This is a genomic window from Sinomonas soli, assembly GCF_054782415.1.
Map to the genome: position 1 here is coordinate 1 of NZ_BAAGSN010000008.1, position 15,334 is coordinate 15,334.

The 15,334-nt window shown below is 68.8% G+C and carries 12 protein-coding genes and 1 pseudogene; 6 read left to right on the plus strand and 7 right to left on the minus strand.

Features of this window, described 5'->3' with window-relative positions:
* The 3 genes and pseudogenes from ACYVKZ_RS09300 to mobC all read right to left on the minus strand — a co-directional run.
* Positions 1-437 (minus strand): annotated as a pseudogene (locus tag ACYVKZ_RS09300) (hypothetical protein); the annotation flags it as partial.
* Between the two features lie 22 nt (positions 438-459).
* A complete protein-coding gene (locus ACYVKZ_RS09305) occupies positions 460-2,022 on the minus strand; it encodes a relaxase/mobilization nuclease domain-containing protein (RefSeq protein WP_460991871.1) in 1,563 nt (520 codons plus the stop codon).
* Positions 2,022-2,414, minus strand: coding sequence for a plasmid mobilization relaxosome protein MobC (mobC, locus tag ACYVKZ_RS09310; protein WP_460991872.1), 393 nt, complete (start codon positions 2,412-2,414; stop codon positions 2,022-2,024). The genes ACYVKZ_RS09305 and mobC overlap by 1 nt, the downstream gene beginning before the upstream one ends.
* A 262-nt stretch (positions 2,415-2,676) precedes the next feature.
* On the opposite strand from mobC, the gene ACYVKZ_RS09315 reads away from it, so the two are divergent.
* Positions 2,677-3,006 carry a hypothetical protein gene (locus ACYVKZ_RS09315; protein ID WP_460991873.1) on the plus strand — a complete coding sequence of 110 codons (330 nt, stop codon included), beginning with the start codon at positions 2,677-2,679 and terminating at the stop codon, positions 3,004-3,006.
* A gap of 184 nt (positions 3,007-3,190) precedes the next feature.
* Here ACYVKZ_RS09315 and ACYVKZ_RS09320 read toward each other — a convergent pair whose 3' ends face one another.
* From ACYVKZ_RS09320 to ACYVKZ_RS09330, 3 genes are all read right to left on the minus strand, one after another.
* Positions 3,191-4,471: a helicase-related protein gene (locus ACYVKZ_RS09320; RefSeq protein ID WP_460991882.1), complete on the minus strand. Its 1,281-nt coding sequence runs from the start codon at positions 4,469-4,471 to the stop codon at positions 3,191-3,193.
* Complete coding sequence (locus tag ACYVKZ_RS09325; protein WP_460991874.1) at positions 4,440-8,192, minus strand: hypothetical protein; 3,753 nt, start codon at positions 8,190-8,192, stop codon at positions 4,440-4,442. Before ACYVKZ_RS09325 ends, ACYVKZ_RS09320 begins: the two co-directional genes overlap by 32 nt.
* 92 nt (positions 8,193-8,284) lie before the next feature.
* Positions 8,285-8,650, minus strand: coding sequence for a TnpV protein (locus tag ACYVKZ_RS09330; protein WP_460991875.1), 366 nt, complete (start codon positions 8,648-8,650; stop codon positions 8,285-8,287).
* A gap of 292 nt (positions 8,651-8,942) precedes the next feature.
* On the opposite strand from ACYVKZ_RS09330, the gene ACYVKZ_RS09335 reads away from it, so the two are divergent.
* Both ACYVKZ_RS09335 and ACYVKZ_RS09340 read left to right on the plus strand, forming a co-directional pair.
* Positions 8,943-10,115, plus strand: coding sequence for an ATP-binding protein (locus ACYVKZ_RS09335; RefSeq protein WP_460991876.1), 1,173 nt, complete (start codon positions 8,943-8,945; stop codon positions 10,113-10,115).
* 468 nt (positions 10,116-10,583) lie between these two features.
* On the plus strand, positions 10,584-10,859 hold the full coding sequence (locus ACYVKZ_RS09340) for a hypothetical protein (protein WP_460991877.1): 276 nt from the start codon (positions 10,584-10,586) through the stop codon (positions 10,857-10,859).
* A 504-nt stretch (positions 10,860-11,363) separates the two neighbouring features.
* Here the strand turns inward: ACYVKZ_RS09340 and ACYVKZ_RS09345 are convergent.
* Positions 11,364-12,320: a LysR family transcriptional regulator gene (locus ACYVKZ_RS09345; protein WP_460991878.1), complete on the minus strand. Its 957-nt coding sequence runs from the start codon at positions 12,318-12,320 to the stop codon at positions 11,364-11,366.
* 197 nt (positions 12,321-12,517) lie between these two features.
* Between ACYVKZ_RS09345 and ACYVKZ_RS09350 the strand changes: the two genes are divergently transcribed.
* From ACYVKZ_RS09350 to ACYVKZ_RS09360, 3 genes are all read left to right on the plus strand, one after another.
* Positions 12,518-13,531, plus strand: coding sequence for an MBL fold metallo-hydrolase (locus tag ACYVKZ_RS09350; RefSeq protein ID WP_460991879.1), 1,014 nt, complete (start codon positions 12,518-12,520; stop codon positions 13,529-13,531).
* A gap of 37 nt (positions 13,532-13,568) precedes the next feature.
* On the plus strand, positions 13,569-14,951 hold the full coding sequence (locus ACYVKZ_RS09355) for an MFS transporter (RefSeq protein WP_460991880.1): 1,383 nt from the start codon (positions 13,569-13,571) through the stop codon (positions 14,949-14,951).
* A gap of 127 nt (positions 14,952-15,078) precedes the next feature.
* Positions 15,079-15,334 (plus strand): dioxygenase (locus tag ACYVKZ_RS09360; protein ID WP_460991881.1); only part of this gene is annotated, 256 nt, incomplete at its 3' end.

Sequence of the window (15,334 nt, forward strand, 5' to 3'; positions counted from 1 at the left end):
TCCCGCTCGGCCTGCTCGCGGCCGCGTTCGGCGTTCGCCAGGGCTGCGGCCACGGCCGCTTCGTCGGCGCCGAGGTTGTCCACGTCGAGGCCGTAGCGGCGGTGCACCTGGTCACGAATCACCTCGGCCGCGCTGCGCGCCGTCGGGTCGTGGTCCTTCCACGCGGTGGCCGCCTCGTGGACCCGTTCGATGTCGCGGCCGTCGGCTGTGTCCCACCACCTGTTGTCCATGACCGGGGCGAGCTGGGCGCGGGCGGCTGCCCGCGCCGCGTCGAACCGGGCCTGCAGCTGGCGGCCCTGCTGTTCCTCGGCCGCCTGGGCGCGGCGGAGCTCCTGCTCGCGTGCCCTGGCCAGCTGTTCGCCGACCCGTCCGGCCACGGTCAGCCCGACCCGGAGCATTCCCTCGACCGCTTCCTCGATGCCGTCAGATTCGCCCATCAGGTTCCCCTCTCCCTTGTGCTTATCTCTCGATGTCCGTGCGGGCGGCCCCGACCCGGTTGTCCGTGTGGTGGACGCGTGCCTGCTCGTACTGGGGCGGCAGCACCGACCCCGCGGGACGCCCCGGTGTTTGGCCGGCTGTGCTCGCGCGCACGGCCTCGGCCGCTTCACGGTCCACCTGCACGCTTGCGGGGACGCTGGGGAGGGCGGCGGCGACCTGGCTGAGCTGGTGCCTGACCACGTCGCTGATCTGCCGTGCCCGGCGCAGATCACCGGTGGCCTTGTGCATGTTGTGGACGGCCTTGGCGACGTTGAGCAGCTGGCGCAGCATGACCGCCTGCGCGGCGGTGCCGGCACCACCCATCGCGGCCGCCGCCAGGACCAGTGACGCGCCCCGGGCAGACGGCCCCACCGTGCGGAGCGGCCGTACGGGGTGGCGGCGCAGCTGGGCCGTCTTGGACAGCTCGTCGGCGGCCGCGGCCAACGGCCCCGGCGTCTGCTCTGTAGCGGCGGACCACGCCGCGAACGCACCCGAGGTCTCCCGGGCGACCTGCGCCCAGGTGCCGTGGTCCTCCAGGGGCACGGCGCGCAGGGTTTCGCGCAGCCGTGCGACCTCGTCGCTGTACTGCTCCCACAGCTGCGGGTCCGGCTCGTGCGCCTCCCGCCCGACGTTCACGGGCCTCCGGCCGCGCGCGGCGGACCCCCACTCGGCCACTGCCGCGCCGGCGTGTTCGGGGCTGTCCGGCCAAGCGCTGCGCAGCCGTGGGAGGGTCAGGTCCTTGGCCAGGTGGCCGCCGCCGAACCACACCGGCCGCACTCCCCTCGAACGGGGGCGTTCGGCCACGGAGTAGCCCACCACGACGTCGTCCCGGCCGCCCGCGTAGCGGGGCCTGACCAGGGCGCCGGTGCGGCGGACCCGGCGGACGAACTCGGCCTCGTCCTGCGCCGCCGTGGCGCAGGCACGGACCTTGCGGGCCAGCGACCGCCGCTCGGGCTCCTGGGCGCCGCGGCGCTCGGCTGCTTCGCGTTCACCCGGGCGCAGGCCGCGCATCGCGTAGACGGGGTTGAGCTGCTCGAGCCCGTGCTTCTTCTCCAGCGCCCGGGCCGTGTCCTGGGCACGCTTGTAGTCCAGGTGGCTACTCCATTTGGTGCCGTCCTCGCGCACCATGGACGCCGCAATGTGGATGTGGTCGTTGCCCGCCGTGCTGTGCCCGTGCCGGACCGCGACCCACGACACGGGGGCCTTGCCGCCCGCGTCGGTGAAGCCCATCTCGTCCATGAACTCCTGGGCGATCTGCCCCCACTTCCCATCGGTGAGGTCGCCCTCCTCGGCGCGCAGGCTCAGCGAGCAGTGCCACACATGGCCGCCCCTCATGTCCACGCCGAGGACGTTCCTCGCCTGGTCCAGCTCACGCGCGATGGCCAGGGCCGCGTCCCGGTTGAGCTGGTCGTCGTTGTGCCACGCCATGATCGGCGCCGACCCCGCCACCAGGTGCGGGTCGGTGTGCTCATTCGCCCGGCCCGGGCCTGCCAGGTACACCAGCAGCCCGGCCATCCGCTCGCCCTTGGTGATATTCGGGATCATCAGCGCCCCAGCCCCTCCACCGTGGCGTTCACGCGCTCGGCGATCACCCGCACACGGCCCAGCGCGGTGCGGGCCTCCTCGGGGAACTTGTCGGTCGCGTTGGCATGCCGGGCGAGCTGGTTGACGTTGTTCGACAGCGCCGCCAGGTACCGGCGCACCGCCATCAGCTCCGACGCCAGCGCACGCCGCTCCGCCAAAGACTCCGAGCCCTCCGCGTACAGAGCACCACTGACCAGGATCTCCGACGCGCTCCGCCCCGTCCGCTCCTCCAGCACCAGCAGCCTGGCCCGCTCCGCCTCCGACATCGACACCCGCACGAACTGCGTCGGACCAGCAATGTTCGCCCGACGGCGGCGACCGGAACGGCGGCCAGCATCCTGCCCCTCCGCCACTGCCCCACCGCCCTTCCAATGCCCAGCGCAGCGCCCCGCGGAAGCGGGCCACAGACGCGAGTCTGTCAGAGCGGACAGCCCCCGGCTGGGCGCGACACACCGGTTATGGCACATAACCGTATAGCTTGCTCCGTCTGGCTTCATCTGGCGGCTCCGCATGGGTTTTGCACCTCTGGTGCCGGTTTGGGTGTACAGGCACCAGACCAGCGTGTTCCGCTGGGTGTTCCGTGGGCGAGACGGTGCCCGTCGTTAGACTGGCGGCATGGCTACCAACATTGATGCAGAGAAGATCGAGCAGGAGCTCCAGCGGCGTCTCAGCAGCCGCATGGATTCCGTGCGCGAACTGGTCAAGGCACGTCAGGCCGTCGCCGACGCCCGGGAGCTCCTCAGCCAGGCAGAGGACGAGGACGCGCGACGCTATCAGGCAGCCCTCTCCGCCGGGTGGACGGCCGACGAACTGCGCGCGGCCGGCCTGACCGAACCGGAGAAGAAGGCGCGCGTGCGCAAACGTACTGCCCGCCGTTCCACGACCCCGGCACCGGCTCCTGAGCCGCAGGCGCAGCCCGAGCACGGGGCCGCGGAAGCGCACTAGCCTCTCGCCCACATGTGCACAGCGAAAGCTCCATCGCTCCGCGGCTTTCCCTGCACACATGTGGACGACAGGGACCAGCCGACCGCCTGCGCACAGCCGCCAGGTCACCGTCGCATCGAGCAGTCACCTGATACGGCCGGCGACAGTGCACAGCCTCCCCTCGGAGGTGGTCACCAGGCGGGGGCTACCGCCCCCGGCTGAGGTCCCTGCGGGCGGGCGGCGTGTAGCCCTTCGCCCCATCCTTCGGACGCCCGCCCGCTCGCCCGGCGGCGACCGGGAAGTCCGACGCAACGAGGCCCGCGAGGCGCCGCGTCTCCTCGTCCACTCCGTCCGGCCCAGACGTACCGGCGGGACCCTCCGGCGCCTCGGCGGCCTCCTCGATCGGACCGCTGCGGGCGGCGATCGCCGCGTCCACCCGTTCCACTTCCGCCCGCGCCGCAGCGAGTGCCTCGACGTGCTTGAAGGGCCGGCCCAGCATGGCCTCGGCCTCGGCGATCTTCCCCTCGGCCTCGGCCGCCCGCTCCGCCGTCCGCTGCGCGAGCCGAGGCAGCGCGGCGACCCGGTTCTCAAGCTGACGGATGGTCCCGAGGTCCGCCTTGACCAGCGCGTCCCGGTCCACCTCGAACGAGGTCCGAGGCACGCCGTCCAGGCTCAGCTCCGCCGTCGGCTTCTGCCCCGGGAACGGGGGAACCAGACGGACCCTGACCGCGTGCCCGCCGAGCTCGGCCAACGTGCCGAGCTCGGCGCGCGCGTAGGGGTTCAGCACGTGGTGCGAGTTCGCCGCCGCCCAGTCCTGCACAGCGGCCGCGGCCGCCTCCGGCCGCGTCGTGTACCGCGCGCCCCGGACGGTCATCGCGAACGCCTCCCCCGACGTGACTGCCGCCTGCGCAGCCGCCGCCTCAATGAGGGGCAGGTCAGCGCGCGCCGCCTCGAGCGCGGTGCGCTCGGCGCTGCGCGTGTGCTCGACGGCGACGAGGTTGCGGTGGTGGGCCCGCTCGAGCCTGGACAGGCGGTTGTACTCCTGATCGGCGTTGGCCTTCTCCAGCACCAGCGGGTTGCCGGAGGTGATGGCCTTGGCCTGGGCGAAGGAGAGCGTGTTGTCCCCGATGTCCTCGATCTCGCGCACGTCGAGCCGGCCCCTCATGATGGCATTGATGAAGCGGCTCTTGCGCTCCAGCCCCTGCCACATGAACGAGTCGAACGACCCGACCGTGACGAACTGCGAGATGCGCACCTGCCGGTTCTGGTTGCCCTGGCGGATGATCCGCCCGTGGCGCTGCTCGACATCGGCCGGCCGCCACGGGGCGTCCATGTCGACCAGATGGACAGCGCGCCTCTGGATGTTCGTCCCGACGCCCATCTTCTGCGTCGACCCGACCAGGACCGCGATGTGCCCCGCCCTCGCGTCAGCGAACAGCCGCGCCTTCTCCGAGTCATTCTTCGCCTCGTGCATGAACCGCACCATGTGCCCCGGCACGCCCCGGGTCACGAGCTGGCGCCTGAGCTCGTCGTAGACGTTCCACCCGTCCCCCGGGGTGCCCTGGTCGCAGAAGACGATCTGAAGCGCCCCCGGCACGGGATCCGGCTCCCCCGTCACCGGATCCGTGTACACGGCGTCCTTGTGCTGCTCGTACACCCGTGCGATGAGCGCCGCAGCGGCGGACGCCTTCGTCTCCCCGAACGGCACCGTGCTCGGGTCGACGAGGCGCATGTCCAGAGCCGCCTTGCGCCCGTCCGTGGACACCTTGAGCATGTTGTCCTCGGTCGGCTCCACCGCCCCGGCCTCGATCGCGTCGACGCGCTCCCCGATCCGCTGGATGTACTCCGTCAGCTCCGGCGTCGGCTCCACGGGGTGCAGCTCCGGCGACCGGTGCCCGTCCCCATCTCGCTCGGCAAGGGCCGGGGACCGGGAGGTCGAGGTCCTCCGCGGTCTTGACGTCGGCGAAGGTGTGGAACAGGCGCAGCAGCTCGGGCACGTTCTGGAACTTCGCGAACCTGGCCTTGAGCTTGAACCGGTCCCCGCCGGCGACGGAGAGCTCCATCTCCTCCACGACCTGTCCGAACGTCGCCGCCCAGGTATTGAAGTCCGCGATCCCCGCATCCTGGAGCAGGTCCGGGCGCAGGTAGCGCTGCATCACGTACATCTCGGTCACCGAGTTCGCGATCGGGGTCGCCGTCGCGCCGGTGATCACCCGCCGGCCCTCCCGGGCGCGCAGGTACTCGGCCTTCATGTGCAGGTCCGAGGCGCGCTTGGACCCCTGGATCGCCGCCCCGGGGATGTTCGAGGGGGTGTCGAGGTTCTTGTAGTCGTGCAGCTCATCGACCACGAGGTAGTCGATACCGGACTGCTCGAAGCTCAGCCCCGGATCCGTCGGCTTGTCCAGCAGCGCCTTGACGGTCTCCTCCCGTGCCAGGAGCCGCTTCTCCATCCGCTTCACCAGACCGGCCCCGGCCATCCCCGGACCCTGGGCCTGCGCCTTGACCGCCTCGAGCTCGGCGCGCAGCCGCCCGACCTCGGCATCGAGGTACGCGGCGGCCGCTTCGCTGGTGAGCGGGAGCCGCTCGAAGGCGGTGCGGGTCATGATGACCGCGTCCCAGTCGTTCGTCGCCACGCGCGCGACGAAGCGGCGCCGGCGGTCCTTGGCCAGGTCGTCGATGGAGGCGGCCAGGATGCGGGCCTGCGGGTAGAGCTGGAGCCACTCCCGCCCGAACTGCTCGAGCATGTGGTTGGGCACGACCACCGCCGGCTTGCTCGCCAGACCGAGACGCTTGAGCTCCATCACGCCCATGACCATCTCCGCGGTCTTGCCCGCGCCGACCTGGTGGAAAAGCCCGACCGCGGGCTCGGCGACCATGCGGGCCACGGCCGCCCGCTGGTGCGGGCGCGGTTCGAAGTCCTTCGCCAGCCCCGGCAGGGTCAGGGCCTGCCCCTCTGCCGTGTAGTCGCGCAGGACGATCGCGTTGAACCGGTCGTTGTACTCCCCCAGCAGCCGGGCCCCCCGTTCCCGGTCCTCCCAGACCCATTCACTGAAGCGCTCCTGCAGGGCCTGGGCCTTCTCCTGCGCCGCGGCCGTCTCGACCTGGTTCAGCACCCGGCGCCCGTCCACCTCGTCCGTGACGCGGACGGAGCGCTGCTCAAGCAGCTGGGCGAAGATGTCCCCGGCGGGCATCCGCCGGGTGCCCCACTCGCTCGTGGCCTTCAGGGAATGGCGGCCGGCCTTCACGTCCCACATCGAGCCCGTTCCCACGACGCCGGCCCGGGGATCGGCGAGGACCTCCTGCAGGAAGGCCTGGTGGTCTGCCGGGCTGATCCACACCGCTCCGATGCGGGCCTCGACCTCGTCCATCCGCAGCGGCTCCGGCTGCACGGCGCGCAGCGCCGCCACGTTCGCCATGAACCGGCCGTCGGCCTCGGCAGCGGCCTCGGCCTCGCGCAGCTTGGCCCGCACGTTCCCGGACAGATACGCCGCCCGGGTCTCCAGCCCCCCCGTGGCGGGGTCCTCGTAGACGGACTCGCCCAGCTGGGCGCGGGCGTCGGCCTCGTCGGTGCCGAGCAGGTGCGCGATCGCGGCCAGATCCACCTCACCTGTGGTGTCCAGGGTGATCGCGAGGGCGTCCTCGGCCGTCTCCGCTCCCAGCACAGGGCGGCGCGGGGCGACCTGCCGGGCCGAGAGCAGCGGGGCCTCCTTGGCGGCGCCCGTGCTCTCGTCGTACTCCTCCAGGGCCATGACGACCGGGCTCCACGGGTCCTGACGGAACTTGGCCACCGCCAGCGGCACCCGCCGGGACATCACCGGCTCCCCGTCCTCGTCCACCCGCCCTGTCGGAACGGATCTGGACCTGTTCAGCGGCCCGTACACGGCCGTGTACTCCCGGTACCGGGCACGCAGCCGCTCCCGGGCGGCGTCGGTCTGAGGGGTGTCGTCGACGTCGGCGGCCTCCAGCTCCAGCAGGGTCCGCACGGAATCGCGCAGTCCGAGCAGGGCGGTGAGCTCCTCGGCCTGCGAGCCCGGCTTCACCCGGGCCCCGCCCGATGCGGTGACGGTGAGGCCGGGGACGGGGAAGTCCACGTGGGCGCCGTCCTGGACGACGGTGAAGCCGGTCTCGGTGCGGGTCAGGTGGCCCTCCCAGAGGCCCCGCTCGGCGGGCACCCATGCTGCCCGCTCCGCGGTCTGCTCCGCGCTCCGCGGCGTCATGCCCCTGCCCTCGGCCAGGGCCCGGTCCGCCATCCCCGCCAGAGCCTCCTCGAGGCGGCCCGGGACCGCGGCGAGGTCCGACGTGGTCAGGGTCAGGGTCGCCTCGCCGTACATGCCGTGGCCGACGTGCAGGTCCCCGAGCAGGTGCTCGGGGTGCTCGTCGAAGTACGCGTTGACCCGGGTGGTGTGCCCGTCGATCCGCTGGGCGTGCACCGTCTCCCACAGCGTGCTGGCCGGCTCCTGCCCGGGCTCGCGGCGGCGGAAGAGGAGCAGGTCGGTCAGAGCCTCCGTGCCGGCGGCGCGGCGGTGCGCCCCGGTGGGCAGGCGGACCGCGCCGATCAGGTCGGCCAGGCCGTTCATCTCCCGCCGAGCGGCAGGGTTCCCCGCATCCAGGGTGAACGAGGACGTCAGCACGGCCACCATGCCGCCGGGACGGGTCAGGGCCAGGGACTTGATGATGAAGTGGTTGTGCATCGAGTGCCCGCCCGCGTTGTGGCGGGGATCGTGCAGCACGACGTCGGCGAAGGGCACGTTGCCCACGACAGCGTCGAAGTGCCCGGCGCGGTAGCGGGTGTCCGCGAACGACTCATTCAGGATGGTCGCGTGCGGGTGGAGCTTCTGCGCGATCCCGGCCGTGACCGGGTCGAGCTCGACCCCGGTCATCCGCGCCCCCTCCGGTGCAAGGCCTATGAACGTCCCCGCCCCCGAGCCGGGCTCGAGGACCTCGCCCTCGTTGAACCCGAGCCGGCCCAGGGCGCCCCAGACAGCCCTGGCGTAGGCGACGTCGGTGTAGTGGGCGTTGATCGTGGTCCGCTTCGCCGCGGCGTACTCGCGCTCGTCCAGGAGCGCCTTGAGCTCGTGGCGCTGGGCGGCGTGCTCGGGCCGGTCCTCGTCGAAGATCTGCCACACTCCCTGGGCGCCCCAGGACCCCCAGCGCGCCAGCCGGGACCGCTCCTCCGCAGTGGCTGGCCGGTCCTCGGCCTGCAGCATGCGCAGGGTGCGCAGTGCCGCCAGGTTCGCCTGGACCCTCGCCTTCGGCCCCGACGGGGCGAGGTCGTCCTGGCCAGCCGGAACGAACCGACCTAGCTCCGGCCCTCCTCCTCGTCGATCTCCCGATCGCGCCGGCTCAGCCACGCCAGCAGGTTCGAGCTCGGGTCGTCCGGGTCCTCGTCCTCCGTCTCCGGCTCCTCGGTCTCGGGCGGGGCCAGGATCTCCGCTCGGGCGATCTCCTCGGCCTGGTTCCGGGCTGCGTTCAGACGCCCGAGCTTCTCCAGGTATGCCTCCCCCGGCACGTCCGGGCCCGCGATCCTCGCCTCCAGCTCGGCCACCATCTCCATGGCCTGCTCCCCCAGGTCCGTGAAGAACGCCTCCGGGTCCTCCAGCTCCTCGTACCTCTTCGGGCACGCCTGCTTCCACATCGTCTCGGCCTGCCTGCCGTACCTGTTCATCCCGCTCCCCTTCCGATGCTCCCCACAATGCGTCCAGGTCGAAGCTCAGCTGCCCCTCGACCCTTCCCTTGCCCTTCGTGGCCACGCGGCCCCCTCCGATGTCGCTGGCGTCTCCGCCCGCCACGCTAGCCAAAGGAGGTTGCCGGGAGTTGTCACACGACCTCTCATCACCGCCGGAGGGCACATGCAGCATTAGCTCTCGGGCAGACTGGCCGCCCGGCTGCCTCTCGGTCGCCATAAGGGACCATAGCAATGTATCCAGAAAAATGGATACATTGCTATGGTTGCGGATATGGACAGTTCCCTCAACCCCTACTCTCCGGGTTCCGGCCGCAGGCCCGTCGAACTCGCCGGGCGGCAGGCGGAGATCGACGCCTTCGACCTGCTCGTCGCCGTCACCCGGCACGGCCGGCATGAGCGGTCGCTGGTCCTGCACGGCCTGCGCGGGGTCGGGAAGACAGTCCTGCTGAACGAATTCCGACGCCAGGCCGAGCGGGCGGAATTCGTCGTGGTCTCCCTCGAGGGCCGTGAGGCCCAGGGCGGATCCGAGGCGGTGCGGGCGAAGCTTGGCCGTAGCCTTCTGCAGGCCGGCAGGAAGGTCAACCGCCCCGGCATCGGCGGGGCCCTGAAGCGGGCCCTGGGCAGCATCGCCTCGTTCTCCGCGCAGTTGGGCGTCACGGGCATCGACATCGGCGTGGAGATGGCCCGGGGCCGCGCGGACTCCGGCTCAATCGAGGTCGACCTGGAGGAGATGGTCGAAGACCTCTCCGGCGCCCTCGCCGAGAAGCGATCGGCACTGGTCTTCCTGATCGATGAGATGCAGGACCTGGACCACGGCCTGCTCACAGCCCTGCTGGCAGTCCAGCACCAGGCCGGCCAACGCGACTGGCCCTTCTATGTCGTCGGTGCCGGCCTGCCCGACCTGCCCGCAGTGCTCAGCGAAGCACGGTCATACGCCGAACGGCTCTTCACCTACCGCAGCATCGGAGCCTTGACCCCCGAGGCAGCCGAGTCGGCGCTGGTCGTCCCCGCCTCCAAATACGGCGCCGCCTACACCCCCGAAGCCCGCGACGCACTGCTGGCCGCCTCCGGCGGCTACCCCTACTTCATCCAGGAATATGGCAAGGCCGCCTGGGACACCGCCCCCGAGAAGACCATCACCATCGACGATGCCAGGATCGCCATCGAACTCGGACGCGCCCAGCTCGACCAGGGCTTCTTCCTCACCCGCTGGGAACGGACCACCAAGGCCGAGAAGGACTACTTGCGCCTCATGGCCCAGGACGGCGACGCCGGATCCAGCACAGGCGACCTGGCCGAGCGCGCCGGCCGGAAGCAGAGCTCGATGACCATGACCCGCGCAGCCCTGATCAGCAAGGGCGTCATCTACCCGCCGGCCCTGGGACGGGTTGCCTTCACCGTCCCCGGCATGGCCGACTACATCCGACGACTCAACGACCTGTAACCGGCCGTCTCTCCACACGGGGCCCTCGGGCCCGACGTGATGAGCAGCATCTGGGCCACAACGAGCATCTCGTGCCGAGCCTGTGGATAAACTACACGTTTGTCATTAGGGGCCGGTAAACTTGGGCATAAGCACCAAACCCCAGCAACCGGCTGGGGGCCGGGGCTGGGGACTGGTTCTACTTTGGCCGGTAGGCTTCCAGTCTAAGTCCCTCGCTGAGTGCTCTGGAAGGCTCCCCGCGAGCCGGAAAGGAGCGTGGGCCCATGGCACGCTCAGTAAGCAGGAGCGCACGCACTGGACGCTTCGTCACTCCGACGACGGCACGTCGGCAGCCCGCTTCCACTACGACAGAGAGGGTGGGCAATGGCGCGAAGACAGCGGTCTTCCGCTCGGCTGCGACTGGACGTTTCGTCACCGCAGCAACTGCCGCCCGCAACCCTGGAACCACTATTCGGCAGGTGGTGTGACATGGCTGGCTTCAACCTCGAGTTTGGACGGAACTTCGAGCGCGATCTGTCCAAGGCGGTGCAGGGCGCCGTCCAGGACGTCGCCGCGGAGTACCAACGAATGTTCGATTCTCTGTTGAGGCGGTATTCAGGGCGTCCAGTCTCAGAGGTCAAGCCCGCGCTCGAACGGGAATGGCGGCGCATCGGCGGCCAACTATCAGACCCTGAATTGACGGAGTATGCCTCCCAGATCAGTTCGGGAACTCGAATCGTCATGAGGACCGATCGGTCGGCCTGACGTAAACAGTAGGGAGGGCGCGGGGCATCCGCCCCTCCCTACTGTGCATTCTTGGTGGGCGAGGAACCCCCCTGCACATTCCTGCTAAAGGTTCCTTTGATGAGAGTCTGGGAAGATCAGCGATTCTTCGGCCGATTTGCCTTCGCCTTCGCCACCGGCCCTTTTCGGCCTTGTACGTCGTTTCTGCCGCGATCTTCTGCTTGCCCGTGCGCCCGAGCAGGTGCGCTGCGCTCTGCCGCCAGCTCAATCGCCCAAGGCAAGCCCTCCGGAGCTGACAAAAACCTGGGGTAGGCCCAGCCGAGGGCTGCACAGCTCATTTGGACAACCCCCGCCTACCAGTAGCGGTCTAGGGTTTCTTCCAGCTCGTGGCAGACCGCTCCCCCATGTTGAATTCAGAGTTACACCGTCGAAGGTACGACCTTGAGCCGGATGGCGTTTGTCGCGAGGAATGCAATGAACATCATCAGCGCGGGACTCGAGTGCTGCGGCCTCGTCGGTGGGGGTTCAGAGCGCCTTCGGCCCTGATAGCGCCGTGGTCCTGATTGAAGATGCAGGCCCAAGTTTTTCGAAGTGCTGATCGGTGACATGCAGGAGGCTGAGTAGCGCGGGAGTCGGGTTGATGTCTCGTGATTGCACGAGGGTTCCCTGAAGAGACGGCACGGCTTCGATGATCGGCTGAACCGCGAAACGGCCCCGTATGTCTGCAATGTATGCCTTCGGGACAAGGGATACCCCCATTCCAGCTGCCGTTAGGGGAAGAACAGTCTGGAGTGTCGCGACTGTGTGAACGGTCGCTGGGTGGAAGCCTGCCGTGCGCCACAGAGCCTCGGCGATCTCAACCATGCCTGGGAACCCGGGCACAAACGCGGGGATCACCCATGGAAGGCCCTCGAAGTCACGCGCTGACGCTGTTCCTTCCGTCGCAGCAGAGTCGGGGACTACAAGAACGAGCGGCATCTCCACAAGGGGTGTGACCTCGAGCCGTGGATAGGCAGCGGCTACTCCGGCCACGTCTGCCGTCGCCACAAACCCCAGGTCCGCACCTCCGGAGGCTACGAGTCGCAGGACCTCCAGGGGGGCAGGGTCCGTGAGCTCGACAGTGATTCCGGGGAACTTAGAGCGGAACTCTGCAAGAAGGGCTGGGAGGTGTGACCACGCGAATGTCGGGACCGATGCTATGAGGAGGCTGCCGGCCTGGCCGTTCCCAGTCTCCTGGACCTGGTCTTCGATGCGTTGGGCCCAACGGAGGAGTTCGCGCCCCTGTTCCACGAGCAGGGCCCCGGCAGGGGTGACCTCGACTCCCCGTGGCAGGCGGCGCAGGAGATCCACTCCGAGCTCGCGTTCCAAGCCAATGATTGCCTGGCTCAACGGGGGCTGGGTCATATGCAGCCTCTCGGAGGCCGTCGAAATCGATCCGGCTTCCGCTACCGCTAGGAAGTACTCGAGCCTCCGAAGGTTCATAGTCGAACATTGTATGGGGAACTAAACTTTTTGATATTTGTCCTATGTCTTTGGTTCGCCGATTCTTGATGTGAGCCACCGCACATGAGTGGCATCACCGACCACCATGCCGGCGACGGACATCCTTGAGGACAACCACTTTGATCACTGTCTATGCACCTGAGACGGCCCCCGATGCTGCTGTACACCGCACGCGTGTGACCCTGCTGGGCACTGCAGGTGGCCCGCCATGGTGGGACAATTCCGACCGCTCCGGCATCTCGACCATGATTTCGGTAGGCGACTCCCACTACCTCATCGATTGCGGCGAGGGCTGGGGCCCCCAGTTCCGAAAGTCGGGGCTCGGCCCGGCCGGGTTCCAGAAGGGCCTGGACGACCTCCGGGCAGTGTTCGTGACACACCACCATTCAGACCACATGGTGGACTACCCGAACCTTCTGCTGCTTGCGTGGCACAACGGATCGGACGGGCTCCGCCAGCCGATCCAGGTCCACGGCCCGGGCGACCGCGGCACCCTTCCCCCGATCTTCGGCGAGGAGAAGCGCGAGCACCTCCCTGAGGTGTTCAACCCCTCATCGCCAACCCCGGGACTTGTCGAGTCGAGCCATCGCCTTCTCGAGGCATACGCGACTGACATCAACGACAGGATGCGGGACAACGCCAAGCAGGACCTGCGCGAAGTCTTCGAGTTCCACGACATCGAGCTCCCAGCTGGCACGGGAGAGGACCCGAACGGCGACCCGACGCCCACGATGGAACCGTTTGAGGTCTACCGGGACGAGAACGTCCGCGTGACCGCGATCCTCGTGGACCATCGCCCGGTCTTTCCTGCGTTCGCGTTCCGCTTCGATACGGCGGATGGCTCGGTCGTGATCTCCGGTGACACCGGGGTGTGCGAGAACCTCGTCAGGATCGCCCGCGGCGCAGACCTCTTGCTCCACGAGTGCATCGACATGGACTGGATGGACGCGCTCATAGGGTCGGGTTCGCCCAGTCCCGACCCGAACCTCATGCAGCATATGCTCGCGGCCCACACGGCGATCGAGCAGGTCGGTCCGCAGGCCGAGCGAGCCGGCGTCGGGCATCTCGTACTGACCCACCTGGTACCAGGAGATACGCCGGTGGAGAAGTGGCAGAAGGCCCAGATCGGATTCTCCGGAACGCTCACCGTAGGCGAAGACCTCATGACATTCGGACTGACAGCCGTCTGACGGACCGGGATCCATTCCTACAAAGGAGTAGATGAGAATGGCACAGCAGCAGACTGATCAGCTCACGAGATCGGAACCATCCGATAGGACACCTGACCCGCTTCAGTGGGGCGAGGGCAGGAGGCGACGTTATGGCTGGCTCGTGACGATCTCGCTCCTCTTCCTCATGATGCTCAACTGGGCCGACAAAGCGGTCCTAGGCATTGCGGCGGTGCCGATCATGGAAGAACTGAAGATCACGCCCGAGGCCTTCGGACTCGTCAGCAGCGCGATGTTCCTGACATTCGCCCTTGCACAGATCCTCGGGGCGCCCCTGGTGGACAAGTTCCCTACCAAGTGGGCCCTGCTGGCGCTCTGTCTTCTGTGGTCGGTCGCGCAGATACCGGTCCTGCTGTTCGCCTCGCTGCCCGCGCTGTGGACCAGCAGGCTGATTCTGGGCGCGGGCGAGGGACCGCTCGCTCCAACGCTAGTCCACGGGGTCTACAAGTGGTTCCCGGACAAGAAGGGCGCAACTCCCGCTGGCGTGGCGACCGCCGGGGTGACCCTCGGGATCGTTGCCTTCTCTCCAGTGCTGGCATGGGTCGTCAGTGCATATGGATGGCGGGCAGCCTTCGCGGTCCTTGCCATCGTCGGAGCCCTCTGGGGCGTCTACTGGCTTGCTGTCGGCAAGGAAGGCCCGTATGCGGCCGAGTCCGTCGCCAGGCCCGATGCTCCGGCCGGCGCCCCGGTGACCACTGACGCCCTCCGGATCCCATACCTGCGCACAATCCTGACCCCGACCTGGATCTTCGCCGTGCTGAGTGCATTCTTCGCGTACTGGACCTTTACATTGGCAATGTCTTGGGGTCCGGCATACTTCCAGACCGTCCTGCATCTCTCAGGACAACAGGCCGGTAGCCTCATTGCCCTGCCCTCCATCTGGGGCACCCTCGCCATGATCGGCCTGAGCGCTCTCGCGCAGCGGCTCCACCTCCGAGGCATTCCGACCCGACGGGCGAGGGGCTGGGTGCTCGGAGGAGCAGCGATCCTGTCCGGCGGCTCGCTCCTGGCCGCAGTAACGGTTTCCTCCCCCGTCGCGTCCGTGGCGCTCATGGTCATCGGCTTCGGAACGGCGCCGGCACTGTTCACGCTCACGCTGCTGGTTGTGTCGGAGCTGACGACCGTCGCGCGGCGCGGCGCAAACCTCTCGCTCGCAAACGCCGTGCTGACAAGCGGCGGGATCTTCGCGCCAGCCGTCTCAGGGGTGATCATCGGTGCTGCCACAACCAAAGCAGAGGGGTATACCGCCGCATTCGCCCTCGCCGGCGGGCTCACGCTCGCCATGGGAATCCTCGCCGTCCTCTTCATCAACCAGCAGCGCGACCGCCGCCGCCTGGGCCTCGGCGGCCCCACAGTCGAGGATCTCCCAGTCCATCACTGAGAGACGCCAGAACAGTGCATATCGATGGCTTATGCCAGCTTCTCCGGGCTCCGACCGAACCCACATCCAGTAGCTCACCTCCACACGCCGCCATGCAGACGGCAGCCGCCAGATAAAGGAGTCTTCGATGACCACTGAGACAAGCTTCCAGAACGAGATCGCCGGCAGTGCGGCGCAGGCGGGTGCGCAGGCTACAGCCAGATTCCGCCAGTCCGGCAAGAGCACCGCGGACGCAGCCACGGGACAGAAACGCGTCTCGCGCCTGGCCGGGCGCCTCATCAAGGCCGTCAACGACACGGTCCTGGAGGAGAAGGTGACCTACGACGAGTACAACGCCCTCAAGGCCTGGCTCATCAAGGTCGGGGAGGACGGCGAATGGCCGC

What these genes read in the sequence shown, in the direction of transcription:
- ACYVKZ_RS09305 (WP_460991871.1), bottom strand. Translation starts at nt 2,022, where the DNA reads ATGATCCCGAATATCACCAAGGGCGAGCGGATGGCCGGGCTGCTGGTG.
- ACYVKZ_RS09315 (WP_460991873.1), top strand. Translation starts at nt 2,677, where the DNA reads ATGGCTACCAACATTGATGCAGAGAAGATCGAGCAGGAGCTCCAGCGG.
- ACYVKZ_RS09320 (WP_460991882.1), bottom strand. Translation starts at nt 4,471, where the DNA reads ATGGTGCGGTTCATGCACGAGGCGAAGAATGACTCGGAGAAGGCGCGG.
- ACYVKZ_RS09325 (WP_460991874.1), bottom strand. Translation starts at nt 8,192, where the DNA reads ATGCTGCAGGCCGAGGACCGGCCAGCCACTGCGGAGGAGCGGTCCCGG.
- ACYVKZ_RS09330 (WP_460991875.1), bottom strand. Translation starts at nt 8,650, where the DNA reads ATGAACAGGTACGGCAGGCAGGCCGAGACGATGTGGAAGCAGGCGTGC.
- ACYVKZ_RS09335 (WP_460991876.1), top strand. Translation starts at nt 8,943, where the DNA reads ATGGACAGTTCCCTCAACCCCTACTCTCCGGGTTCCGGCCGCAGGCCC.
- ACYVKZ_RS09340 (WP_460991877.1), top strand. Translation starts at nt 10,584, where the DNA reads ATGGCTGGCTTCAACCTCGAGTTTGGACGGAACTTCGAGCGCGATCTG.
- ACYVKZ_RS09345 (WP_460991878.1), bottom strand. Translation starts at nt 12,320, where the DNA reads ATGAACCTTCGGAGGCTCGAGTACTTCCTAGCGGTAGCGGAAGCCGGA.
- ACYVKZ_RS09355 (WP_460991880.1), top strand. Translation starts at nt 13,569, where the DNA reads ATGGCACAGCAGCAGACTGATCAGCTCACGAGATCGGAACCATCCGAT.